Source organism: Streptomyces aquilus, from assembly GCF_003955715.1.
Classification (GTDB): domain Bacteria; phylum Actinomycetota; class Actinomycetes; order Streptomycetales; family Streptomycetaceae; genus Streptomyces; species Streptomyces aquilus.
The window spans coordinates 392,571-416,403 of sequence record NZ_CP034463.1; the positions used below are offsets into that span (position 1 = coordinate 392,571).

Sequence of the window (23,833 nt, forward strand, 5' to 3'; positions counted from 1 at the left end):
CGGCGGTCTTCTCGATCGCGTTGAGCCGGTCGGTGGTCCGGGGCGTCATCGCGATGTCTCTCCTTGCGTGCGGTCGTTCTTGGGGTCTACCGGTAGTTCATCAACCGCGGGGCCGGTGGATCGGGCCGGTGATCCGGGTCAGGGGTCGGCCCGTGCCCTGGTTGGTCCGGGCGATGATCTCCGCGGTGATGGAGACGGCGGTCTCCTCGGGCGTGTGGGCTCCGAGGTCGAGGCCGATCGGGGAACACAGCCGTGCCAACTCCTCGTCCGTGACGCCCTCTTCGCGCAGCAGGCGCAGGCGCTCGGCGTGGGTGCGCCGGGAGCCCATGGCCCCCACGTAGGCGACGGGCAGGGTGAGGGCCAGCCGGAGCAGGGGGATGTCGAACTTGGCGTCGTGGGTGAGGACGCAGACCGCGGTGCGTGCGTCCACGGTCGCGTGCTCCAGGTAGCGGTGGGGCCAGTCGACCACCACCTCGTCCGCGTGTGGGAAGCGTGCGGGCGTGGCGAAGACCGGGCGGGCGTCGCAGACGGTGACGTGGTAGCCGAGGAAGCGGCCGGCCTGGCTGAGGGCTGCGGCGAAGTCGACCGCGCCGAAGACCAGCAGACGCGGCCGGGACGCGTGCACGTGGACGAGGACGGACAGCGCTTCGGGGCACGCCTCCCCGGCCCCGCCGATGTCGACGCGGGCGGTGCGGCCGGCCCGCAGCAGGGCCTTGGCCTGGTCGGCGACCACCCGGTCGGCCGGGCCGTCGGCCACCCGCCCGTAGGTGGCGTGGCCACCGCCGAGCACGCTCAGCGTGGAGCCGAGGAGGCGCTCGGGGCCGTCCACGACCTGGGCGACGGCGACCGGCCGCCCCTGGGCGATCTCGGAGAGTGCCGCGCCGAGATGCGGCTGAGCCGCGGGATCGATGCGCTGGACGAGGACGTCGAGTTCGCCGCCGCAGGTCAGTCCTACGGCGAAGGCGTCGTCGTCGGAGTAGCCGAACCAGGCCCGCTGCGGGGCGCCGTGGTCGCGGAGCACCTGTTGGCACAGTTCGTAGACCGCGCCCTCGACGCAGCCGCCGGAGATGCTGCCGACCGCGGTGCCGTCCTCGTCCACCGCGACCGACGTGCCGATGGGCAGGGGTGCGCTGCCGGTGACGTCGATGACAGTGGCCAGGGCGAAGGGGCGGGCCTCGCGGCACCAGCGGTGCAGTGTGTCCGCGATGTTGAGCATGGCAGTTCTCCACGGCAGGGCCAGGAACGGAAGGTGAGCGGGCCGCCGCCGCGCCGCCGGGGAAAGCGTCGCGTGGCGGCGGCCCGGGAGGGTCCGGCAGCCGTACGGGGGGTTCGGCTGCCGGACCCGGCCAGGGAGGCGGTGTCGTCAGAGCAACGCCTCGGCGGTGATGGGCAGTTCGCGGACACGCCGTCCGGTGGCGTTGAAGACCGCGTTGCCGATCGCGGCCGCCACCCCCACCTGGACGACCTCGCCGAGCCCCTTGACGCCGAGCGCGTTGCCGTCGTTGTCCTCGCCGCCCAGGTAGATCGCCCTGACCTCGGGGATGTCGGCGTTGACGGGGACGAGGTAGTCGGCGAGGTTGGCGTTCACGATCCGGCCGTCGCGGTGGTCGGTGACCGTGTGCTCCAGCAGGGTCGCGCCGATGCCGCCCACGATGCCGCCGAACGCCTGGCTCTCGGCGAGTTTGGGGCTGATGATGCGGCCCGCGTCGTACACGCCGAGCATGCGCCTGACCCGTACGAGGCCCAGGGTCGCGTCGACGGCGACCTCGGCGAAGGTGGCGTTGTAGGCGTGGTACGAGCGGCGTGCCGGGTTGGGCGGCCCGGTGTAGGAGCCGTCCGCCTGAAGGTGGGTGCGGTCGTTGCGGGCCAGCAGGTTCTTGTACGTCTCGCCGCGCGCCGGATCGCCCTGCACGTGCAGTCGGCCGCCGCGTACCACCACCTTGCCGGCGTCCACCCCGTACAGCGGCGACCCGCGGTCCTCGACGGCCAGGCGGATCGCCTGCTGCCGTACCTTGTCGCAGGCGTCGACGACGGCGGAGCCGACGCTGGCCATGGTGGCCGAGCCGCCGTGCGGGCCGGTCGGCGGGTAGAGGGAGTCGCCGAGCCGGAAGGTGACCGTATGCATGGTCAGCCCGAGGGCGTCGGCCGCGACCTGGGTCTGGGAGGTGTAGGTACCCGGCCCCATGTCGCTGGTGGCCGTCTCGACCACGGCGGTGCCGTCGGCATCGAGGCGGGCCCGGGCCTGCGCGGGGAAACGGCCCGGATCGTAGACACCGGCGGCCATGCCCAGACCGATCAGCCAGTCCCCGTCCCGCGTCGAGCGGGGCCTCGGGTTACGGCGGTCCCAGCCGAACTCGCGGGCTCCCACGGTGTAGCACTCGCGCAGCCGGCGGGTGGAGAAGGGCAGGTTGCTCGACTCGTCCTCGGACGGCTCGTTGCGCCGGCGCAACTCGATCGGGTCGACGCCCAGTTCGTGGGCGAGCTCGTCCATGGCCGACTCGATGGCGAACGACGCCGTGGCCAGACCGGGGCCACGCATCCAGATCGGGGTGTTCACGTCCAGGGCGACCTGCCGGTACGCCTGACGGACGTTGGGCATGCTGTACATCATCTGCCCCGCCGCCATGACGGCCTCGGTGAACGTCTCGTAGGAGGAGGTCTCGGCGTCGATGTCGTGGATCGCGGCGGTCAGCCGGCCGCGCCGGTCGCTGCCCAGGCGCAGCCGGTACTCGTACGAGGGCCGGAAGCCGGTGCCGAAGTACATCTGCCGACGGCTCAGCACCAGCTTCACCGGACGTTTCGTCTCCCGCGCGGCCAGCGCGGCGACGACCGTGTGCGGCCAGCAGCGCAGCCCGCTGCCGAACCCGCCGCCGACGAACGGGTTGATGATCCGCACCGACTCCGCGGGCAGGTCGAAGACCGCGGCGAGTTCGTCGTGCGTACCGACGACCCACTGGGTCTTGTCCCAGACGGTGAGCCGGTTGCCGTCCCAGCGGGCGATGGTGGCGTGCGGCTCCATCGGGTTGTGGTGGTTGCGCGCCAGCCGGTACGCCAGATCCAGCCGTACGGGAGCCCCGCGCAGGCCCGCTTCCGCATCGCCGCGCGCGTAGTTCGTCGGCTCGGCCCGCTCTGCCTCGTGCAGGTCGGTCGAGGGCCTTTCGGCGTCGTACTCGACCTTCACCAGGCTCGCGCCGTGCTGCGCGGCCTCCAGGCTGGTGGCGACCACGACGGCCACCGGCTGGCCGTGGAAGAGCACCCGGTCGTCCTGGAACACGCGGAGCCTGCGCCCGGGCGGGTTGTTGGACCCGGGGTTGTCGCGGTACGGCAGCTTCGGCGCGTTGCCGTGGTGGATCACCCGCAGCACGCCCGGCAGGGCCTCGGCGGCCCCGGTGTCGACGCCGGTGATCCGCCCGCGGCCGATACTCGCGTCCACGATGACGGCATGTACCGTCCCTTCGACATCGAACTCGGCGGCGTACTGCGCCGTGCCGGTGACCTTGAGCCGGCCGTCCACCCTCGACAGCGGCGCGCCCACGGCGGCCTGCGGCTGGGGGCTCACTTGGTACCTCCTACGACGCGCAGCTGGCGTTCCACGGTCCGCTTGAGCAACTCGACCTTGAACCGGTTGTGTTGCAGAGGACGGGCGCCTTGTGCCGCCTGTGCGGCAGCGGCCGTCCACAACGAGTCCGAGGGGCGCTCGCCGACGAGGTGCCGTTCGACGGCCGGCAGCTTCCACGGCACCGTGCCCACCCCTCCGGCGGCCACTCGCGCCTCGCGGATCACCCCGCCGCGCACATGCAGCGCCACGGCCGCCGAGGTGAGGGCGAACTCGTAGGACTGCCGGTCCCGCACCTTCAGATAACCCGACTTCAGAGGGCGAGGGAGGGCGGGAATCTCCACCGCGGTGATCAATTCGCCCTGTCGGAGGGCCTGTTCACGGTTCGGGGTGCTGCCGGGCGGCAGCAGGAAGTCAGCGAAGGCGATACGGCGTTCGCCGTCCGGGCCGAGCAGGTGGACGGTCGCCTCCAGCGCGGCGAAGGCCACGGCGGCATCGGAGGGGTGGGTGGCCACGCAGGACGCGGACGTGCCCAGGATCGCGTGCGTGCGGTTGAAGCCCTCCCGGGCCGCGCAACCCGTCCCCGGCTCACGCCTGTTGCAGGCGGCGGTCACGTCGCGGAAGTAGGCGCAGCGGGTGCGCTGCATGATGTTGCCGCCGATGGTGGCCATGTTCCGCAGCTGCGCGGACGCACTCAGCTCCAGCGCCTCGGAGACGACCGGGTACAGCGTGCGCACCTTGGGATGGGCGGCGGCCTCGGACATGGTCACCAGGGCGCCTATCCGCAGACCGCCGCGTTCGGTGACGGTGACCTTGTCGAGCGGCAGGGCGCCGATGTCGACCAGGGCCTCGGGACGCTCGACGGTTTCCCGCATCAGGTCGACGAGCGTGGTGCCGCCGGCGATGTAACGGCCGCCTCTGCGAGCGGCGTTGAGGGCTTCACGGGTGTCGGAGACGCGGGTGTAGGTGAAGGGATGCACGACGGCCGCTCCTTACTTCCGGCCCGCGGTCTGCTCGACCGCGCGCACGATTTTCACGTAACAGCCGCAGCGGCAGATGTTGCCGCTCATCCACTCCCGGATCTCCTCCGGCGAACCGGTGTGCCCCTCCTGGATGCAGCCCACACCGGACACGATCTGCCCTGGAGTGCAGTAGCCGCACTGGAAGGCGTCCTCGTCGATGAACGCCTGCTGCAACGGGTGGAGTCGATCGCCGTCGGCCAGGCCCTCGATCGTGGTGACCTCGGCGCTCTCCAAGCGCACCGCGAGCGTCAGACAGGAGTTGACCCGCCGGCCGTCGACCAGGACCGTGCACGCGCCGCAAGCACCGGCGTTGCAGCCCTTCTTGGAGCCGGTCAGGCCGAAGTGCTCGCGCAGCAGGTCCAGCAGCGACGTGCGGTTGTCGACCGTCACCGTGCGCCGGGTGCCGTTGACCGTCAGGGACACGTGGCTGGAGGGCGGCGCCTCGGTGGCGGTCGCTTCCTCCTGCCCGAAAAGGCCTGTCCCTCCGATCACGCCGCCCGCGACGACGGCGCCACCGACCGCGGTACTGGTGGCGATGAAGGTGCGCCGAGTGGGCGCCGGGGAGGACTCAGCGGCTCCGGTGGGGGATGGAACGGCAGACTCAGGGAGTTCAGTGGACATACGTACGCCTTCGTATCGCGGACGGTTCGGCCGTACTCGACAGCGGAACGGGAGACTGAATCGTCGTCACCGCAGGGAATTGGGCCACCGCGTGCCTTGGCAGCGGCGACTGCTCGCACGGGGAGTCTTGCACCAGCGACCACGCTCGTGGCAGGGAGACTTTCCTCCCCCTTTACTCTCCGTCAGGAGCAACTGACCGACGTCACCGGGCACGTTCGCTCGGGGAGTGGCAGGACAGAGCCGCGCCGCCTCCATGCCTGGCCGGCGGACCCACAACGGCCCTCCTGCGAGGCGGCCCTGATGCCTTGAGTGATCCCGGGCCGCGTGATGGGTTGGCCTGGGCTACTGATTGCGGGTGCGGGGGCTGTTGTACTGCTGGTCGGTGACCGGCTCGGCCCAGGTGGTCTCGGGGGTGCCGTCACCTGTGCCTTCCCACAGGGCGATGTGCTCCATGAACCGGTCGGGGGCAGCGCCGTGCCAGTGTTCCTCGTTCGGCGGGCAGGTGACGGTCTCGCCGGGGTGGGCCTCGAAGACGGTGCCGTCGCGGGTGCCGATCAGGGCGACGCCGGAAACGACGTGGAGGGTCTGGCCCACAGCGTGGGAGTGCCAGTTGGTGCGGGCGCCCGGTGAGAAGCGGACCAGATTGGCACGCATCCTGGACGGTTCTTGGCCGGCCACGATGACGTCCCACCACACGTCGCCGGTGAACCAGTCCGCCGGAGCCTTGCTGCTGGGCTGCTGCTTGATGAATTCCATGATGTCTCTCAGCTCTCTTTCGCGGGTGTTTTGTCTCTAGCGGGCGACATAGCCGCCGTCGACGGGGAGGGCGACGCCGACCACGAAGCCGGCGCCGGGGCTGCACAGCCACAGGACCGCCTGGGCGATCTCCTCAGCGGTTCCGAGGCGGTTGATGGGCTGATCGGCCTCGGCCGCGGCGCGGTCGAGTTCTCCCTTGGCGATCATGTCGCTGACCATGGGGGTGTCGATGGTGCCGGGGCAGATCGCGTTGATGCGGATGCCGCGGGGTGCGTATTCGAGGGCGGCGCTGGTGGTCAGGCCGATGACTCCGTGCTTGGAGGCGTGGTAGGAGGCGCGGCCGGGCAGGCCGACCAGGCCGCCCAGGGATGAGCAGTTGACGATGGCTCCGCTGCCCTGGGCGCGCATGTGCCGCAGTTCGTGCTTCATACAGGCCCACACGCCGCGGAGGTTGATGGCGTTGACGCGGTCGAACCGTTCGGCGGGTTCGTCGGCTGCGTCGCTGGGCGGAATCTGGATGCCGGCGTTGTTGTAGGCCATGTCGAGGCGGCCGAAGGATTCCACGGTGCGGTCCACTGCGGTGGCGACCTGCCCCTCGTCACTGACGTCGCAGGTGAGGGCGAGGACCTGGTGGCCGGCGTCGGTGAGCTCCTTCGAGGCCGCGTTCAGGGCTGCTTCGTCGATGTCGGTGAGGGCGACAGCGGCGCCGGACGCGGCGAAGGCGCGGGCGGTCGCCAGGCCCATACCGGCGCCGGCTCCGGTGACGAGAGCGACCTGGCCGGTGAAGTCGAAGCTGGGATTCACGTCGGGTTGTCCCTTCGAGCGCTGAGGTGTGGCGGTGCGCGTAGTACTGGGGCTGCTCGATGAACTGCGGCGGCACGGTTTGGTGAGCCGCCGTCAGACGGTTTGGCCACCGTCGACGACCAGGGCGTGGCCGGTGGCGAAGGAGGCGGCGTCCGAGCAGAGCCAGAGCACGGCAGCCGCGATCTCTTCCGGGGTGCCGAGGCGTCCGATCGGCTCGTCCGCGATCAGGGCGTCGCGTCCACCGGGCGTGCTGTCCGCGAAGCGCTCGATCATCTCCGTGTCGGTGATGCCGGGGCAGATGGCATTGACGCGGATGCCGGACGCCGCGTAGTCGAGGGCAGTTGAGCGGGTCAGCCCGATGACACCGTGCTTGGCGGCGGCGTAGGCCGCCTGTCCTTTGAAGCCCTTGACGCCGGCGCCGGACGAGGCGTTGACGATCGCGCCGCCCTCCTGCTGGAGCATCAGCGGAATCTGGTGCTTCATGCACAGGAACATGCCGGTGAGGCTGACGCCGATGACGCTGTCCCACTCGTCCTTGGGGATGTCCGCGGCCGACTTGACCGGCTGCTCGACACCGGCATTGTTGAAGGCGACGTCCAGCCGTCCGAACGCCTGGACGGTCTCGTCCAGGGCGGACTTCACGTCGTTCTCGCTCGTGACGTCGCAGGCGAGGGCCAGAGCCTCGCCGCCCGCTTCCTCGATGAGCCGTGCGGTCTCCCGCAGGCCGCCCCGAGACAGGTCCGCCAGGGCGACGCGGGCGCCTGCACGGGCAAAGGCGACGGCGGTGGCGCGGCCGATGCCGGAGCCGGCTCCGGTCACGAAGACCGACTGCCCGGTGAAGACTGCGTTGCTCACGGTCATGGGAGGAGTCCTCTCGCTTGCGGGTACGTCAGCTGATGCGCATTCGGCGGCACGCGGATCTCGGCCAGGGTCAGTCCCGCGACGGCACCTGCGCCGATTCGTCGCGGCGCGCGTGAGTAGGAGCGCTGCTCCGGGCCACGATCCGACCCCGGTGGGAGGTGCCGTGGACGGCGAGGGCGAGCAGCGGGAGGAGGGTGAGGGCGGTGACGACCGGGTTGACCGTGAAGCCGCTCAGGGCCATGGGGAGGACCAGAGTCGTGGCGTGACGGGGTTGGTGGGCAGCGGGATCATCTCCGGCCCTGACGCAGAGCCCGGGCCTCGGCCCGGACGGACACCTCGACGCGCTTCTCCCGGGCCGGGATGAAGCGGCCGACGAACACGGCGGCGAGCCCGGCGAGGACGGCCAGGGCCCAGAAGGGGCCGCGCCAGCCGGTGAACTGGCCGGCGAAGGAGCCGACGACGAACTCGGCGGTCCCCATCAGGAACGCGCCGGCGGCGAGCATCCACGCGACGAAGGGCGGCTTGCCGGGGGTGGTCCGGATGCGGAAGGCATACGTGTGGTCTCTCCTTGGGCGGAAATCTGGGGATCATGGTGACGGCTGAGGCCGTCACGACGGACTGCGGACGGCGCGGCCACGTCTTTCACGGTTCCATGGAGCGAACTGATCGAAAAGGGGAGGTTCTTCTCCCCCTTCTCGTGAAGGCGTCCCCTGCGGGGCGGGCGGTCGGGCGCGGTCAGGGCGCGGCTTCGATGGTGATGCGGTCGGCCCCGGCAAGCCGGTCGGTATCGGCGTCGATGTGTCCGAGGATGAGCAGGTCGGCGGAGGCGGAGGGGCCGTCGCGGTAGAAGAGAGCCAGGTTGCCCCACGGCGCGTAGTAGGCCAGGTCGCCGGCCTTGGGCGCCGCCGGTTCGGGGGCGCCGGAGGTGGTCAGCCTGCGCGGCAGGTAGGCGACCCGCTCTGTCTGGTGGAAGTCCTCCAGGTCCAGGCTGAGCGGGAGCAGCCCCGCGAAGTCACGGGCGGCAGGGCTGTCGTTCAAGGTGGCGTCGACGGGGCGTCCGTCGAGGGTGACCCGGATGTCCATGACGATGTTCCTGTCGGACGGTGCGGTGTTCCTGCTGGAGGGTGCGGTGGGTGCCTGGGCCGTCGGTGTCTGCTGCCCGGCGGGGACAGTCGCGGAGGGCGAGCCTGGCGAGGTGTCGGTGCAGGCCGCCACGGTCAGGAGGACGGCGGTGGCCGTGGCGGCGCGGGCGAAGGTACGGAAGGCGGCCGAGTTCATGGGTCTCGTCCTGGGAGTCAGTCGGGCAGGGGCTCGGAGTAGTGGCGGAAGCCGTCCCGTTCCTGATGGATGTCGTACAGGCGCTGGGCCAGGACGTCGGGGCTGCTGTGCTCGGCGTCGGGCCGGATGGCTCCGGGGATGATCAGCTGGGCGGCGTGGATGTTCTCCGGAGCGAGGGCGTCGTGCAGCATGGCTGCGTAGGCGCTTTCGGCGGCGAAGGCGACGGAGGTGCCGGCGACGTTCGGGTTGGGGCGTACGGCGCTGGAGCCGTTGACGAACAGCAGGGTGCCGCGGCCGAGTTCGCGCATGCCGGGCAGGACGGCGTTCACGGCAGTGGCGGGGCCCTTGACGGAGAAGGCGAGCGGCGCGTCGAGGTCGTCAGCGCCCGTGTCGAGGACCGGCTTCATGAAGTCCGCGCGGGGCACGGGACTGTACTGCAGGATCTCGATGGGCCCCAGGGCCTCGGCGGCCACGTACAGCGCCGTGGTCAGCGACTCGGTGTCGAGGACGTCGGCAGTGAAGCCGCGGGCCTGGATGTCGTCACGGGAGAGGTGAGCGGTCAGGCCGTCCAGCTTCTCCGCATCGCGGGAGATGAGGGCGACGGTGTGGCCGGCGGCTCCGAAGCGGCGGGCTGCGGCGAACCCGAGGCCGACTCCGGCGCCGACGAGGGCGAAGGTCGTCATGGCGGTCCTTGTGTGAGCGGGGGCTGCGGTCCGGGGCCGCACCGGCACCCGGGACCGCGCCCCGTTGCGGTCAGGGCTTGAGGAGGGCCTTGATGGCGCGGCGCTCGTCCATCGCCTTGTAGCCCTCGGCGACCTGCTCCAGCGGCAGAGTGAGGTCGAAGACCTTGCCCGGGTTGATCCGGCCGGAAAGGACCCGGTCGATCAGGTCGGGCAGGTAGCGGCGCACGGGGGCGGGGCCGCCGCGCAGGCCGACCTGGGAGAAGAACAGCTCCTGGCCGTCGAGCGCGACCTCGTGCGGGACGCCGACGAAGCCGACGTTGCCGCCGGGCCGGGCGGAGTGCAGGGCCTGCCGCATGGACTCCGGGGTGCCGACGCACTCCAGGACGGAGTCGGCGCCGATGCCGTTCGTCAGCTCCTTCACGCCGACGATGCCTTCCTCGCCGCGTTCGGTCACGATGTCGGTGGCACCGAATTCGAGGGCGAGCTTCTGCCGGGATTCATGGCGGCTCATGGCGATGATCCGTTCCGCGCCGAGCTCCTTGGCGGCGATGACACCGCACAGGCCGACCGCTCCGTCACCCACGACCACGGCCGTGGAACCGGGCTTCACTTCAGCGGCGAGGGCGGCGTACCAACCGGTGCCCATCACATCGGAGACGGCGAGCAGGCCGGGCACCATCTCGCCGTCCGGGTGCTCGTCCGTGGCGACCAGGGTGCCGTGCGCGTTGGGGATGCGTACGTACTCGGCCTGGCAGGTGCCCATGAACTCGCGGTTCAGACAGTTGGACTGCCAGCCGTTCAGGCAGTTGGCGCAAGTGTTGTCCGACGTGGCGAACGAGCCGACCACGAACTGGCCCGGCCTGACGCCCGCGACCTCGCTGCCCACCTCCTCGACGATACCCACGTACTCGTGCCCCATCGGGTGGGGTTCGTCGACAGGTTCCGCGCCGCGGTAGGGCCACAGGTCCGAGCCGCACACGCAGGTGGCGACCGTACGGATCACGGCATCGGTCGGCTTGATGATCTTCGGGTCGTCGAGGTTCTCGAAGCGCACGTCTCCGGGGGCGTAGATGACTGCTCCGCGCATGGGGTGCTTCCTTCGGTGCGAGGTCGGTGAGCCGCAGCCGGTGATCGCGATCGGCTGCTCGATCTCGAGCCTCACACGCGAGGACAAGCACGAAAAGCGGAGAAATCCATCCCGGGAGGAAAACATCCTGGGAGTAAATTCTCCCCCCTTCCCCAGGTGCGACCAGTGCCATGCTGGGACGCATGACCGCCAACGTCCCCCTCAATGAGCTGGGAGAATTCCTCAAGAAGCGCCGCTCGAAGCTGAGCCCGCGCACAGTCGGACTGCCCGAGACCGACAGGCCCCGCCGGGTCGACGGGCTGCGCCGCGAGGAGGTCGCTCAGCTCGCCAGTATCAGCACCGACTACTACACGCGCCTCGAACAGGGCCGCATGCAGGCATCCGCGCCCGTGCTGGACGCCCTCGCCCGCGTACTGCACCTGGACGACGACGAGCGCGGCTACCTCTTCCAGCTCGCCGGCAAAACCAGCACCCGCACGAGGCGGCGCAGCAGACAGAAGGTCCAGCCGCAACTGCAGCGGGTCCTGGACGACCTCACCGCCACCCCCGCCGTCGTGCAGGGCCGACGCGGCGACATCCTCGCCTGGAACGCGCTGGCCGCCGCCCTGGTCACCGATTTCTCCCGCATCCCGGAGAAGCACCGCAACTATCCCCGGATCCAGTTCACCGACCCGGCGATGCGCACCCTGTACGCCGACTGGGAGGCCTCCGCGCGGATCTCCGTGGCCCAGCTGCGCATGGAGGCCGCGAAGTATCCGGAGGACCCCCGGCTCATCGAGCTGGTCGGTGAACTGTCCCTGCGGGACAAGCAGTTCGCCCGCTGGTGGGGCGATCATCATGTCTCCGCCCGCACCGTGGGCACGAAGACCCTCAACCATCCCGTCGTCGGCGAACTCGTCCTGGACTGGGACACCCTCACCGCCAACACGGACCCCGACCAGCACCTGACCGTCTGGACCGCCGCCCCCGGCTCCCCCACCCACGAGCGACTGCGCATCCTCGCGTCCTGGGCCACCGACCACCACCTGCCGGCCTCCTCCCCGCTCGGCTGACCGCGCCGGCCGCCGGACGTGCCTGTGGCTGGGACAGAGGCAGGCCTGTGCCCTGGTTGGCGGGGTGCGACGATCTCCGTGGCGACGGACACTGCCGTCTCCTCGGCCGTGCATGGGCAACGAGGTCAAGACCGATCGGCCAACGCCGTATCGGGCGGCATCGACCATCGGCAGCCGGAGATCCAGGTGCCGACGGACCTGTCGTTCGGCTACGCGGCATCCAGTGGAGAGATCGCGTCCGACCTGGTGACCGATCACCCCCGGTCGGCCTCGCCACTGCGCAGCGGGTGGGCGGCGTGGAGCGGCCCCTCCCCGGTGGAGGCCGCCCGCCTCCGCGAAAGGGACTGGACAGCCCGTCCGATCCATCTCGCCGACGACCGAGGCCGTACCTCCCCCAGCCCGGTGCCCATGCTCCGTCGGGAGCTCGCCCTCCCCGCGGAGACGGCACGCCGCACCTCCAGACCATCGCGCTGGACCTGCAGGCCGGCCGACCGATGGAGATCGACGCCATGTTTCCGCGTCCCTTCGAACAGGCCGAGCTGCTCCAGGTCCCACGCCTGGCCAGCCTTCTACCGCGGGGTCGAGCGCACGCCTCTGGGCGAGGGCGCACCGCCCGTGAGGTGGGGTGAAGCAGCGGTCGTTCCGGACGTCATCGACAAGGCGATCATGAGCACCCGGACCAGAACCCTGACCGTCATCGAGGCGTCCCGGAGCGATCGGAAACCGGCGGCCGACGGTACCGGTGCCGGACGATCAGGACGGCGCCAGCGAGGAGTCCGAGGGAGGCAAGGGCCAGTTGGCCCGCGATGGACGGGCAGTCCGACGGAATCTCGTAGCCGCCCTCCTCAAGACCCGCCTGCCGCTCGAAGTGGTTGAACGCGCCGGGGAAGAACGCCTCGTCGAGGGCGTAGAGCGCGGGGAACGCGGCGGGCCCGGCGGTGAGTGAGAAGCCGGCCCACTGGTCGGCATGCCGGGCCTCGTGCTCCACCAGACGGTGTGTGCGCGGCGTTTCGGTCTCCATGCGCTGGTCGGTGAGGAAGACCGTGCCGAACATGGTGCCGGCACGGACGACGCCGTCGTCCATGACCACGGCGGTCGTCCCGTTGTCGCACTGGTACACCTCACCACCCTGGCCCCTGCCGTAGAGCAGGGCCGCCCCGGACACCGGCGCGTTGACCATCGCGCGCGCGGCTCCCCACACTCCGGCGTCCCCTACGGCCTTCTCGTCGCCGTTCCCGCCGCCGGAGGCCTGGGCGGAGGGCGCCGGGCAGGCGCGGAACTCGCCGGTGGCACCGGCCACCGTGAAGGAAACCGCGCACAGCAGTTGCAGCACCGTCCCGGTGAGGACCACCGCCACCCGCCGCCGGGACGGCACGCGACCGCGCGATGTTCCCACGGCGGCGAGGACCACACCGCCCAGGCCGCCGCAGATCAGACAGGCGACCCACCACAGCACGCTGAGGGCCCAGGAGTGGCGTGGCCGTGGGACCGGCGGCAGCTGGTCCGGAACAACCGGCTGCCGCTGAGGGACGAGCGTGGGAGCGGAACGGGTCAGTGCGGGCGTCGACATGGGGACATCGCGGCGTTGGGGAGGAGGACTTCGCTCGTCACGCCGCGGAGCTGCGCCGCAGTCGCAGCACCGGGACGAGGTTCAGCAGGAGCCCGATCACCGCAACGCCGGTGACCAGGTTCAGGCCGGGGCGGAAGACGGTGAAGTCCGCGCCGCTGTCGCCTGCCCCGGCGATCACCGCGGTGAGTACGGCCAGGACGAGGGCGGCACCGACCTGGCCGGAGGTCTGCACCAGCCCGGAGGCGAGGCCCTGTTCGGAGTCGTCGATGCCCTCGGTGGCCTGGGCCATGATCGCGCTGTAGCCGAACGCGAAGCCACCGCCGAGGAGGATCAGGGACGGGAGCATGGCAGTGACGTAGTCGGGTGAGGAACCGGCCGTGGCCAGGAACCAGACGTAGCCGAGGGTCAGCGAGGTCATCGAGGCAATGATCAGCGGAGCCGTGCCGAAGCGGTTCACGAGCCGGCCGGTCAGGGGCGAGCCGACGGCGACGATCAGGCCGACCGGCAGCAGCGCGAACGCCATGCGCAGGGGCGACCAGCCGAGGCCGTCCTGCAGGAACAGCGTCATCATGAACTGGAAGCTGAGGTAGGAACCCATCAGCGCGACGATGCTGAGGTTGGCCCGGACCGTGGTGGCCTTGCGCAGGATGCCGAAGCGGACCAGGGGGTGGCGGACGCGCCGCTCGACCAGGACGAAGGTGATCAGCAGCAGGGCGGCGATTCCGAAGGCGGCAAGGGTGGCCGCGGAGGTCCAACCGGTGGTGGGGGCGGTGACCACGGCGTAGACGGCGAGCAGCATGCCGGCGGTGAGAGTGACCGCTCCGGCCGGGTCCTGGCCGCCGGTCTCGCTGCGGCGGTCGCGCGGGATCAGGATGAGGCCGACGACCAGCGCGAGCAGGGCGAGCGGGACCGGCATCAGGAAGGTCCAGCGCCAGCCGATCCCGGTGAGCAGACCGCCGAGGATCAGGCCGGAGGAGTAGCCCAAGGCACCGAAGAGGCTGAAGACCGACAGGGCCCGGTTGCGCTGCGGGCCCTCCGGGAACGTCGTGGTGAGGATCGACAGGCCGGCGGGCGCGGTGAACGCGGCGGCCACGCCCTTGACGAAGCGGGTGGCGATCAGCAGCGAGCCGCTGTCGACCAGGCCGCCGAGCAGCGATGCGGCGGCGAAGACAGCCAGCGCGACGAGGAAGACCCGGCGCCGTCCGAGCAGGTCGGCGGTGCGCCCACCGAGCAGCATCAGTCCGCCGTAGCCGAGTACGTAGCCGTTGATGATCCACTGCAGTGAGCCGGTGGCCATACCGAGGTCATGGCCGATGGAGGGCAGGGCGACGCCGACCATGGAGACGTCGAGGCCGTCGAGGAACAGCACGAGGCACAGCACGGCGAGGACCGCCCAGAGGCGGGCGGTCCAGCGCGGCTGCGGAGCGGTCTCAGCGAGCGGCAGCGTCCCGGGGCGGGACTGGGTCATGGACATGGGGAGGTGCACTCTTTCCTGGCGGACGAGCAGGCAGGTCGGATGCCTCGGCGCTGAGGAACCGGTGGGAAGAGGGCCGGACCGGGGCGGAACGCACTGCGCGGTGGGCCTCATGACGAGCGTGCCAGGAGAGCCGTACATGAAAAAAGGGGAGAGCTTCTTCCTAGGCGCGGGGCGCATAGGAGGAAAAGCTCCCCCCTTTGAAGGGAATACCCGGGCGACGCTCAGGCGGAGCTGTCGCTGGTCGAGTGACTGGGGTCGGCTGCCCAGGAAGCCAGCAGGCGCAGGCTGTCATGGGTGGGTGTGCCGGCTTCGGCGGTCCAGACGATGATCTGGAGGTCGGGGTCGGCGGCCCAGGTGACGGCGTTCCAGTCGAGGTGCAGGTCCCCCACGACGGGGTGGCGCAGGTGCTTGGTCCCGGTGTCCCGGACGGCGACGTGGTGGGAGCCCCACCACTGGCGGAACTGCTCGTCCCCGACCGAGAGTTCACCCACCAGGGCGGCCAGCTGCCGGTCACCGGGGTTGTTGGTGTTGTGCATCCGCATCTGGGCGATGGCCAGCCGCGTGACGCCCTCCCAGTCCGCGTACAGCTCGCGCATCCTGGGGTCGGTGATGAGCAGCCTGATGTAGTAGCGCTGCTTCTCGGGGATCTTCCCGAAGTCGGTGATCAGGGCGGCGCCCATGGCGTTCCAGGCGACGATCTCGGTGCGCGGACCGATCACGAACGCGGGGGTGTGCGCCATGTCGTCGAGCATGCGCTGCAACTGCGGCTGCGCCTTCAGGCGCGGCTGCCGGCGCGGCGGGCGGAACTCTTCCTTGGCCGCGAGCTCGTAGAGGTAGACGCGCTGGTCGTCGTCCAGGTGCAGCACCCGGGCCAGGGACTCCAGCACGGACGGCGACGGCTGGATACGGCCCTGTTCGAGGCGGGCGTAGTAGTCGGTGCTGATGGCCGCCAGCACGGCGACCTCCTCACGGCGCAGGCCCGCGACACGACGCGAGCCGCCGTCGGGCAGACCGACGGCGGCAGGGTCGAGCTCGGCACGGCGCGCCTTGAGGAACTCCCCCAGATCATGACGGTGAGGATCGCGGTTCATGCCAACACCCTGACACCGGAGAACAATGTTGTCAGGGGGACAGATTTGTCCCTGGAAGTCCTCAGCGTTGAGAGGACGCTCTGCTGCCCCGCGGGATCAGCGGACGCGGGTCCACTTTCCGTGGAGCTGGACGAACTCGCCACCGATGACCGAGCTGGCCATGCAGGTGCCCTCGGTGTAGTCCTCGATGTGGGTGACGTGGTCACCGGAGTTGGGCTCGGTCCAGCGCACGACGAAAAGGCCGTCTCGGAGCTGGGTGGTGGTGTACTCCATCGTCTGCTTGCGGCCCTTGAGGGCGCCGCCCGTCACCTCGAAGCTGACCTGGGTCGGCGAGTCGAAGGTGATGTCCACCGTGAAGTGGCCGAGGGGGGTGTCCGGGCCGAGATCCGCCTGCCAGGTCTGCCCCACACTGGGAAGGGTGGCGTTGCTGTCCATCGGTATTACCTCTTTCTTCGAGCCTGTGGGCGATGGTGCGGGGGTCAGCCGAGGGTCTTCACGACTTCGTGGGCGAGCGGGACGGCCGAGGCGGGGTTCTGACCGGTGATGAGGGTGCGGTCCACCTCGATGTAGGGGGCGAAGTTCTCCTCGCCCTTGCGGTAGTCCGCACCGACGTCCGCGACCAGACGGTCCTCAAGCAGCCACTTCGCCCGGTCGGCGAGGCCGTTCTGGATTTCCTCGGAGTTGGACAGACCGGTCAGGCGATAGCCGGCGAACGGGGATTTGCCGTCGGCATCCACGGTGGACAGCAGCGCGGCGGGGCCGTGGCAGACCAGCGTCACGAGCTTGCCGGAGGCGAGCCAGTCGCTGAGCAGCCGGCCGGCCGCGGGGTCGTTGGACAGGTCCTCCATCGGACCCCAGCCGCCAGGAACGAACACGGCGTCGTAGTCGACGATGTCGACGTCCTCGATGCGGACGGGATTCGCCAGTTCGGTGGCCTCGTGCAGGGCCGTCTTCATCCGCTCGGCGCCCTCCTCGCCACCGTTGAAGTCCGGGGTGAGGCTGAGCGCGTCGGCGGTCGGCGGGATGCCGCCCGGGGTGGCCGCGGCGATCTCGTAGCCGGCCTTCTTGAAGACGCCGTACGGACCGACGGCCTCCTCGGCCCAGAAACCGGCCGGCTGCTCGAACCCGTCGGCCAGGGTCCAGTGATCGGCGGCGGTGATGAGGAAGAGAACCTTCGCCATGGGGTGCTCCCGGGAGTGAGTACGGACGGTCAGTTGCCGGCGGCCTGCTGGACGACGTGGCTGTCGGCCGCCTGGATCAGGTGCGTGAGCTTGCCTCCGCCAACCGTCCACAGGTGGATGAAGCGGGCGTCCGACTCCTCGCCGGACTTGGACACGGCGTGGTAGTGGCCACGGACGAAGACGTGCTCACCGGCGTCGTAGAACTCCTCGGCCACCGCACCGAAGGAGGTGAAGCGCGGCGCGAGCCGGCCAAAGAAGTCCGCCCCGGCGCTGGCCCAGGTCTTGTAGACCCCGCCGTAGGGGAAGCCAGGGGTGATGTCCCAGACGATGTCGGGGTCGATGATCTCGGCGATCACGTCCGGGGCCATGCCGGAGTCGTACAGCCGCCGGACGAGAGCGAGGTTCGGGGAATCGGACATGGCGCTGCTCCTTTGCGGGTCAGGCTGTGGGTGAGTTCTTGAAGTTCAGATGGCGAGGGCGTCGCGGCCGGCGCGGAAGAAGGCGGTCTGCTGCGCGACGCGGGCGCCGAGGCCCTCGGCGGTGGCGATGTCGGACTTGTGGACCGCCTCCGGGCCCGCATCGACCGGAGTCTGTGCGCCCGCACCGACGAAATAACCCAGACGGTTGATGTCGTCCTCGCTGCCCTCGGTGGAGGCCCAGCCCGGCTGGACACCGAGGCTGACCCAGTGCATGCCGTGCTGGGCGGCCATGGTGAAGAAGTAGCCCAGGGTCGAGGACTTGTCGCCGTTCTTGGCACCGGAGTTGGTGAAGCCGGCGGCGATCTTGTCGGCCCAGGTCTGGGTGTACCAGCGCTTGCTGCTGGCCTCGGCGAAGGTGTGGAAGGCGGCGGAGGCGGTGCCCATGTAGGTGGGGGCGCCGAAGATGATGGCGTCGGCGGCGTCCAGCTGCACCCACTGCTCGTCGGTGATCGTGTCCACGGGGATGGAGATCACCTCGGCACCGGCTTCCGCAGCGCCGCGCGCCACGGCCTCGGCTATGACGGCAGTGTGGCCGTAGCCGGAATGGAAAGCGACGGCGACAGTGGGACGGGAGGTGGCGGGCATGGGGGTATTACTCCTCGAAAAAGATTGTGTGAATCGCGCTCTGGAAGCATGGCACGGAATTCGACAGCGAAGGTAGGAAGGATTACTCCCTGGCTTTGTCATCCGTGGCTTACGTCGACCATCACCTGTCGATTTCAAGAATTAGCGGCAGTGGCCGCCGCCCAGGAGGAAAGAAAACACAGGCCCTCGTACGCACGCGGGTCGGGTTCGGCGCTCCAGACGATCAGCTGCTGATCCGGGTCGGCCATACAGGTGAGGGCGTCCCAGGCGAGGGAGAGTTCGCCGGCGATCGGGTGGTCGAACACCCTCGCTACCCGGATGAGCTCGGCCAGTACGGCCACCTCGTCCCGGCGCAGTCCGGCCACGCGACGGCGCCGGTCGGTCAGGAATTGACTCAGCTCCTTTCGGTGCACGCTGCTGTTCATACTGGCCAGTCCGCGCTGTCCGCCACTCGGCTGGGTAGGACGGTTTTGTCCCTGGATACATCTCTCCGGGGGTGGAATTCTCCTCTGTACGGGTCCTGCGGGCGGTGACAGAGTGAAAGGCCGATAAATGTTTTTCACAGGCCGTCGGCGCTTCTGTACGCCACTTTCACTATCGCCGACGAATCCGTCACGTCCGAGTGACACCGCAGCCCGAGAAACGCATCAGGAGAAGAGCCATGCGCGCAACCGTGATCCACGCCCCCGGTGACATCCGGGTGGAGGACGCCCCCGAGCCCAAGATCCTCAAGCCGACGGACGCGATCATCCGCACCGTCGCCACCTGCGTCTGCGGCTCGGACCTTTGGCCCTACCGCGGCCTGGAACCGGTCGGTGATCCGCACCCGATGGGGCACGAATACGTCGGAATCGTCGAGGAAGTCGGCAGCGAGGTCGCGGGCGTCAAGCCCGGCCAGTTCGTGGTCGGTTCCTTCGCCACGTCGGACAACACCTGCGCCAACTGCCAGAAGGGCTGGCAGTCCTCCTGTCTGAACCGCGAGTTCATGGGCACCTGCCAGGCCGAGTACGTACGCATCCCCAACGCCCACGGCACCCTGGTCGCCACCGACGAGCACCCCTCCGGTGACTTGGTGCCCAGCCTGCTGGCCGTGTCCGACGTCATGGGCACCGGCTGGTACGCGGCCCTCGCCGCCGAGGTCAGGCCGGGCTCGACGGCCGTCGTAGTCGGTGACGGAGCGGTCGGCCTGTGCGGTGTCATCGCCGCCAAGGAACTCGGCGCGGAGCAGATCATCGCCATGTCCCGGCACGAGTCCCGGCAGAAGCTCGCCCTGGAATTCGGCGCCACCGACATCGTCAGCGAGCGCGGCGCCGATGGCATCGCCCGCATCAAGGACCTCACCGGCGGCATCGGCGCCGACTCCGTCCTGGAGTGCGTCGGCACCCCGGAGTCCATGCGGCAGGCCCTGCACTCCGCCCGGCCCGGCGGCAACGTCGGCTTCGTCGGCGTCCCGCACGAGGTCACGCTCGACGGCCAGGAGCTGTTCTTCTCCCAGGTCGGCCTGCGTGGCGGCCCCGCCCCCGTGCGCCGCTACCTGCCCGACCTGATCGACCGGGTCCTTTCCGGCCGGATCAACCCGGGCAAGGTCTTCGACCTCACCCTGCCGCTGGAGCAGGTCGCCGAGGGCTACAAGGCGATGGACGAACGCCGCGCCATCAAGGCCCTCCTCAAACCCTGACCCGATCGCCTCGTGGGCGTGAACTGCGCCGGCCGCGCTCCCGCCCACGAGGACGCCCCCGCCGCACGGTCGTGAAGGAGGCAAACCCATGACGACCTGGACCAACGACGAACTGACCCGGATCGAGCACGCCGAGGAACTTCAGTTGGCCCCCGCGCGCAGCGACGGTACGCCGCGCACACCCGTGCCGATCTGGGTCGTCCGCGACGGCGACGACCTCTACGTCCGCTCCTTCCGCGGCAGCGCCGGCGCCTGGTACCGCGCGGCCCGCGCCAGCCACGAGGGGCGTATCCGCTGCGGCGGCGTCGACAAGGACGTCACCCTCATCAAGGTCACCGACGCCGGCGTCAACGACCGCATCGACGCCGCCTACCGCACCAAGTACGGCCGCTACGGCGCGCGTTACATCGATCCGATGGTGGCCTCGCGCGATACGACCCTGAAGCTCGCACCTCGCTGAACAGCGGCAATCTCACCCCTTCAGGAGAAGTACCTTGCTCGGTCTCGAACTCGTCGTGGTCCTGGGTGCGGCCGTTCTCGTGGGCAACGTCGTGGGCCGGCGTCTGAGCATCGCCCCGCCCGTCGTCCTGCTCCTGACGGGCGTGCTCCTGGGATTCATCCCGGCGGCAAGGGAGGCCCAACTGCCCCCGGAAGTTGTGCTGTTGCTCTTCCTTCCGGTGCTGCTGTACTGGGAGAGCCTGACCACCTCCCTGCGGGAGATCCGCACCAACCTGCGCGGCATCCTGCAACTGAGCACCGTACTTGTCATCCTCACCGCCTGGGCCGTCGCGGCGGCGGGCCATGCCCTCGGCCTGCCGTGGGGGCCCGCGTGGGTGCTCGGCGCGGCCATGGCGCCCACGGACGCGACGGCCGTCGGAGTCCTCGCCCGCGCCCTGCCACGCCGTCAGGTCACCATCCTGCGGGCGGAAAGCCTGGTCAACGACGGTACGGCCCTGGTCGTCTACGGCCTCGCCGTCGGCATCACGGTCGGCGAGGAGCATCTCAGCGTCCCGCACGTCGGTGGGCTGTTCCTGCTCGCGTACGGCGGTGGAGCGGCCGTGGGGTTCGCGGTCGCCTGGGTCAACATGAACCTGCGGCGGCGGCTGAAGGACCCCCTGCTCGGCAACCTCGTCATGATCCTGGCACCGTTCACGGCATATCTGCTCGCCGAACTGATCGAGGCGTCCGGTGTGCTCGCGGTGGTCGTCAGCGGCCTGATCATGTCGCAGGTCGCCCCGCGCATCATCCAGGCCGAACACCGCACGCAGGCACTGGCGTTCTGGCCGCTGGCCACGTTCCTCATGAACGGGGCGCTGTTCGTCCTGGTCGGGGTGGAACTGCAGTACGCGGTCCGCGACCTGGGCCGCGCCGATCTCCGGGACGCGCTGATCGCGGTCGGTGTCATCTGCGTGGTGCTGGTCGCCGTGCGCTTCGCCTTCCTGTACGCCTCCACCTACCTGGTCCGCGCACTCGATCGCAGCCCCCGACAACGATCGCTCCGTGTCGGTCACCGCACCCGGGTGGTCAGCGGGCTGGCCGGATTCCGGGGCGCGGTCTCACTCGCGATGGTGCTCTCGGTGCCACAGACCCTCGACTCGGGCGAGGCGTTCCCCGACCGCAGCTTCATCGTCTTCGTCACCTCCGGCGTGATCCTCGTGACGCTCGTGGTGCAGGGACTGCTGCTGCCGGTGGCGGTGCGGTGGGCGAAACTGCCGCCCGACACCTCGGTCGACGAAGAACACGACCTCGCCGAGACCACCGCCACCGAAGAGGCGATCAAGGCGATGCCCCGGCTCGTCACCGAACTGCGGAGCGATCCGAAGATCGCCGAGTGGCTCCGGCAGGAGTACGAGGCCCACCTGGCATCCATCCGGGCCAGGAGCTCGGGCGCCCACGACGACCCCGCCGTGCTCCAGCACCAGGACTACCTCGCGCTGCGCCTGGCCCTCATCGCCCACAAGCGCTCCACCGTCGTCAGACTCCGCGACGAGCGCCGGATCGACGACACCGTGCTGCGCCGCCTCCAGGCCGCTCTCGACAGCGAAGAGGTCCGCCTGTCCGGGGGCGCGGCGGTCGAATGACCCATCCCTGAGGAGGACTTTCCATGAGGGCGATGGGACTGACTGCGTTCGGCGGACCCGAGGTACTGCGGGTCCTGGACCTTCCGGCACCCGAGGCCGGGCCGGGCGGGATACGGATACGGGTGGACGCGGCGACGGTCAACCCCGTCGATGCGCTGGTGCGCCGCGGATTCGCCTTCGTCTCCGACGCCGAGCCGCCCTACGTACCGGGACCGGGTATGGACGCGGCGGCCGTGGTCGAGCAGATCGGCGCGGGGGTCGACAGCGATCTCGCTGTCGGCGACCGCGTCATGGCCGTCGTGGTCGTCTCCGGAACGCAGGGAGCGTGCGCCGAGCACGTGGTCGTACCCGCCGAGTCGGCGGTCCGCGGGCGGAGGCGGCTGCTGGGTTCAGGGGCGGAGCGCCGTGGTGGCGGATCGGAGCAGGTCGACGAGGCTGTCGCGTTGAGCGGGAGGCCAGGAGCTGAAGCGGGTGGCCAGGGTGGTGTTGATGGCCTGTTGGAACTGACCGGTGAGGGCTTCGCCCTGGGGGGTGAGGTGGACGCGGGTGATCCGGCGGTCCTGGGCGTCGGGTTGGCGGGTGATCAGGTCGCGTCGCTGGAGCCGGTCGACCAGTCCGGTGATGTTGGTCTTGTCGCAGTGCAGCAGGGTCGCCAGCTCGCTGAAGGAGGGCTGGAGATGCTGGGCGAAACAGAGCAGCTGCGCTTGCTGGGGGGTCAGTCCTAGCTGGCGGCTCGCTGTGCTGAACAGGCCGTCGATCTCCATGAAGACGCCGATCAACGTCTCGACGAGTTCGTCATCGGATGCGGCAGCCATGGCAGGCAGTCTACTACCTAGACAGTTGACACCCTCCACCAAAACAGTCGACACTCTCGACTATCCATATTGTCGACCAATTGGAGGGGTCATGCGTACCGAGGATCGGGTCGCGGTCATCACCGGCGGATCACGCGGCATCGGGCAGGCGATCAGCGACCGGTTCGCCGCGGAGGGGATGCGCGTCGTCATCGGCTCCCGCGACCAGGTAACGGCCGCGCGGGCCGTGGCTCTGATCAAGGACGCGGGCGGGCAGGCCACCGCGGTCCATACCGACATCACCCGCCCCGAGGCGGTCAAGGAGCTGTTCGACCAGGCCGAGAGCCAGTACGGCCATGTGGATGTGTGGGTGAACAACGCGAGCACGGCCACCGCCGGGCCGCTGGCCCACGCCACCGATGATGACTTCGACCAGTACCTGCACGCCAACGTGCGGGCCACGTTCGTGGCGCTGCGCGAGGCCGCGCAGCGCATCAGCGACCACGGCCGGATCATCTTGATCTCTTCCGCACTGACCGTGTCGCCGCTGCCCGGCATGGCCCTGCTCGCCGCCAGCAAGGCCGCCGGTGACCAGCTCGCCCGTACGCTGGCCTGGGAGGTGGGCTCCAGATCGGTCACGGTCAACAGCGTCCTGCCCGGCCTGACCCGTACCGACGTCCTCGCCACCGTGCCCCCGCACGTCATCGACGACGCCAGGGCCCGCACACCGCTGGGCCGCCTGGGCGAACCAGCCGACATCGCCGACATCGTCGCTTTCCTTGCCTCCGACGCCGCCCGCTGGATCACCGGCCAGACCATCAACGCCGCCGGAGGCATGATCTAAAGCTTGACTCTGAGACCCCTACAGATCGTCAAGTCACTGGGCATGTCGAGGGTGCGCTGCTGAATGCGGCGATCCTGGTGTCGGCGCAGTCTACTGCCCGGGGGCCGCCAGGACTTCGAACGAAGGATCTCGCGCTGGTCGAGATAGTTCTGAAAAGCAGTCGGCTGGCGGGTGCGGGGGCACCCTCGGCCGGTGGCAGTCCCCGGGGCGCTCGATGTTGACGGTCCCCTCGGGCGACTGCGGTTCGGCACGGACGCGGAGTTGCAGGTCACGGAGCGGTGAACCGCGCCACGATCAGCGGGCCGCGGTGGGCGAGGAGGTCGAGTAACGGCC

General features: G+C 69.9%; 26 protein-coding genes and 1 pseudogene. 6 read left to right on the forward strand and 21 right to left on the reverse strand.

The window, feature by feature from the left end:
* Positions 1 to 100 precede the first annotated feature (100 nt).
* The 12 genes from EJC51_RS01910 to EJC51_RS01960 all read right to left on the reverse strand — a co-directional run bounded on the left by EJC51_RS01910 (position 101) and on the right by EJC51_RS01960 (position 10,668).
* Complete coding sequence (locus tag EJC51_RS01910) at positions 101 to 1,216, reverse strand: XdhC family protein (protein WP_126269386.1); 1,116 nt, start codon at positions 1,214 to 1,216, stop codon at positions 101 to 103.
* 147 nt (positions 1,217 to 1,363) lie between these two features.
* On the reverse strand, positions 1,364 to 3,559 hold the full coding sequence (locus tag EJC51_RS01915; protein ID WP_126269387.1) for a xanthine dehydrogenase family protein molybdopterin-binding subunit: 2,196 nt from the start codon (positions 3,557 to 3,559) through the stop codon (positions 1,364 to 1,366).
* Entirely contained in the window at positions 3,556 to 4,536 is a 981-nt protein-coding gene (locus tag EJC51_RS01920; RefSeq protein WP_126269388.1) for an FAD binding domain-containing protein, read from the reverse strand. Before EJC51_RS01920 ends, EJC51_RS01915 begins: the two co-directional genes overlap by 4 nt.
* 12 nt (positions 4,537 to 4,548) lie before the next feature.
* The gene (locus tag EJC51_RS01925) at positions 4,549 to 5,199 is read right to left on the reverse strand and encodes a (2Fe-2S)-binding protein (protein WP_126269389.1); all 651 of its coding nucleotides are present in this window, start codon (positions 5,197 to 5,199) and stop codon (positions 4,549 to 4,551) included.
* A gap of 342 nt (positions 5,200 to 5,541) precedes the next feature.
* On the reverse strand, positions 5,542 to 5,955 hold the full coding sequence (locus EJC51_RS01930; RefSeq protein WP_126269390.1) for a (R)-mandelonitrile lyase: 414 nt from the start codon (positions 5,953 to 5,955) through the stop codon (positions 5,542 to 5,544).
* 36 nt (positions 5,956 to 5,991) lie between these two features.
* Positions 5,992 to 6,759, reverse strand: coding sequence for a glucose 1-dehydrogenase (locus EJC51_RS01935; RefSeq protein WP_126269391.1), 768 nt, complete (start codon positions 6,757 to 6,759; stop codon positions 5,992 to 5,994).
* A 93-nt stretch (positions 6,760 to 6,852) separates the two neighbouring features.
* Entirely contained in the window at positions 6,853 to 7,620 is a 768-nt protein-coding gene (locus tag EJC51_RS01940; protein WP_126269392.1) for an SDR family oxidoreductase, read from the reverse strand.
* A 70-nt stretch (positions 7,621 to 7,690) separates the two neighbouring features.
* Positions 7,691 to 7,861, reverse strand: coding sequence for a hypothetical protein (locus EJC51_RS48525; RefSeq protein ID WP_244362385.1), 171 nt, complete (start codon positions 7,859 to 7,861; stop codon positions 7,691 to 7,693).
* 46 nt (positions 7,862 to 7,907) lie between these two features.
* Positions 7,908 to 8,123 (reverse strand): hypothetical protein, encoded by a 216-nt coding sequence (locus tag EJC51_RS48530; protein ID WP_244362389.1) that lies wholly within the window; start codon positions 8,121 to 8,123, stop codon positions 7,908 to 7,910.
* Between the two features lie 232 nt (positions 8,124 to 8,355).
* Positions 8,356 to 8,898 carry a cyclophilin-like fold protein gene (locus EJC51_RS01950; RefSeq protein ID WP_126269393.1) on the reverse strand — a complete coding sequence of 181 codons (543 nt, stop codon included), beginning with the start codon at positions 8,896 to 8,898 and terminating at the stop codon, positions 8,356 to 8,358.
* 17 nt (positions 8,899 to 8,915) lie between these two features.
* Positions 8,916 to 9,581, reverse strand: a complete 666-nt coding sequence (locus EJC51_RS01955) for an SDR family NAD(P)-dependent oxidoreductase (protein ID WP_126269394.1) — start codon at positions 9,579 to 9,581, stop codon at positions 8,916 to 8,918.
* A 70-nt stretch (positions 9,582 to 9,651) separates the two neighbouring features.
* Complete coding sequence (locus EJC51_RS01960; RefSeq protein WP_126269395.1) at positions 9,652 to 10,668, reverse strand: zinc-dependent alcohol dehydrogenase family protein; 1,017 nt, start codon at positions 10,666 to 10,668, stop codon at positions 9,652 to 9,654.
* Between the two features lie 170 nt (positions 10,669 to 10,838).
* Between EJC51_RS01960 and EJC51_RS01965 the strand changes: the two genes are divergently transcribed.
* Positions 10,839 to 11,720, forward strand: a complete 882-nt coding sequence (locus EJC51_RS01965; RefSeq protein ID WP_126269396.1) for a helix-turn-helix domain-containing protein — start codon at positions 10,839 to 10,841, stop codon at positions 11,718 to 11,720.
* A 694-nt stretch (positions 11,721 to 12,414) separates the two neighbouring features.
* Here the strand turns inward: EJC51_RS01965 and EJC51_RS01970 are convergent.
* From EJC51_RS01970 to EJC51_RS02005, 8 genes are all read right to left on the reverse strand, one after another.
* Positions 12,415 to 13,290, reverse strand: coding sequence for a hypothetical protein (locus EJC51_RS01970; RefSeq protein WP_126269397.1), 876 nt, complete (start codon positions 13,288 to 13,290; stop codon positions 12,415 to 12,417).
* A gap of 37 nt (positions 13,291 to 13,327) precedes the next feature.
* On the reverse strand, positions 13,328 to 14,764 hold the full coding sequence (locus EJC51_RS01975; RefSeq protein WP_126269398.1) for an MFS transporter: 1,437 nt from the start codon (positions 14,762 to 14,764) through the stop codon (positions 13,328 to 13,330).
* 224 nt (positions 14,765 to 14,988) lie between these two features.
* Positions 14,989 to 15,858, reverse strand: coding sequence for a helix-turn-helix transcriptional regulator (locus EJC51_RS01980; protein ID WP_126269399.1), 870 nt, complete (start codon positions 15,856 to 15,858; stop codon positions 14,989 to 14,991).
* A gap of 96 nt (positions 15,859 to 15,954) precedes the next feature.
* Positions 15,955 to 16,293, reverse strand: coding sequence for a MoaF-related domain-containing protein (locus EJC51_RS01985; protein ID WP_126269400.1), 339 nt, complete (start codon positions 16,291 to 16,293; stop codon positions 15,955 to 15,957).
* Positions 16,294 to 16,337: 44 nt separating this feature from the next.
* Positions 16,338 to 17,039, reverse strand: a complete 702-nt coding sequence (locus EJC51_RS01990; RefSeq protein ID WP_126269401.1) for a type 1 glutamine amidotransferase domain-containing protein — start codon at positions 17,037 to 17,039, stop codon at positions 16,338 to 16,340.
* A gap of 29 nt (positions 17,040 to 17,068) precedes the next feature.
* Positions 17,069 to 17,458: a nuclear transport factor 2 family protein gene (locus EJC51_RS01995; RefSeq protein ID WP_126269402.1), complete on the reverse strand. Its 390-nt coding sequence runs from the start codon at positions 17,456 to 17,458 to the stop codon at positions 17,069 to 17,071.
* 45 nt (positions 17,459 to 17,503) lie between these two features.
* A complete protein-coding gene (locus EJC51_RS02000) occupies positions 17,504 to 18,103 on the reverse strand; it encodes a flavodoxin family protein (RefSeq protein WP_126269403.1) in 600 nt (199 codons plus the stop codon).
* 134 nt (positions 18,104 to 18,237) lie between these two features.
* On the reverse strand, positions 18,238 to 18,528 hold the full coding sequence (locus EJC51_RS02005; RefSeq protein ID WP_126269404.1) for a hypothetical protein: 291 nt from the start codon (positions 18,526 to 18,528) through the stop codon (positions 18,238 to 18,240).
* Positions 18,529 to 18,764: 236 nt separating this feature from the next.
* Between EJC51_RS02005 and EJC51_RS02010 the strand changes: the two genes are divergently transcribed.
* The 4 genes and pseudogenes from EJC51_RS02010 to EJC51_RS02025 all read left to right on the forward strand — a co-directional run.
* Positions 18,765 to 19,781, forward strand: a complete 1,017-nt coding sequence (locus EJC51_RS02010) for a zinc-dependent alcohol dehydrogenase family protein (RefSeq protein WP_126269405.1) — start codon at positions 18,765 to 18,767, stop codon at positions 19,779 to 19,781.
* Positions 19,782 to 19,869: 88 nt separating this feature from the next.
* Positions 19,870 to 20,241, forward strand: coding sequence for a DUF2255 family protein (locus tag EJC51_RS02015; protein ID WP_126269406.1), 372 nt, complete (start codon positions 19,870 to 19,872; stop codon positions 20,239 to 20,241).
* A gap of 34 nt (positions 20,242 to 20,275) precedes the next feature.
* Positions 20,276 to 21,862, forward strand: a complete 1,587-nt coding sequence (locus tag EJC51_RS02020; RefSeq protein ID WP_126269407.1) for a Na+/H+ antiporter — start codon at positions 20,276 to 20,278, stop codon at positions 21,860 to 21,862.
* A gap of 32 nt (positions 21,863 to 21,894) precedes the next feature.
* Positions 21,895 to 22,215: pseudogene (locus EJC51_RS02025) on the forward strand (alcohol dehydrogenase catalytic domain-containing protein); the annotation flags it as partial.
* A gap of 36 nt (positions 22,216 to 22,251) precedes the next feature.
* Here the strand turns inward: EJC51_RS02025 and EJC51_RS02030 are convergent.
* Positions 22,252 to 22,677 (reverse strand): MarR family winged helix-turn-helix transcriptional regulator, encoded by a 426-nt coding sequence (locus tag EJC51_RS02030; protein ID WP_126269408.1) that lies wholly within the window; start codon positions 22,675 to 22,677, stop codon positions 22,252 to 22,254.
* Positions 22,678 to 22,768: 91 nt separating this feature from the next.
* Between EJC51_RS02030 and EJC51_RS02035 the strand changes: the two genes are divergently transcribed.
* Positions 22,769 to 23,500 (forward strand): SDR family NAD(P)-dependent oxidoreductase, encoded by a 732-nt coding sequence (locus tag EJC51_RS02035; RefSeq protein ID WP_126269409.1) that lies wholly within the window; start codon positions 22,769 to 22,771, stop codon positions 23,498 to 23,500.
* Positions 23,501 to 23,833 lie beyond the last annotated feature (333 nt).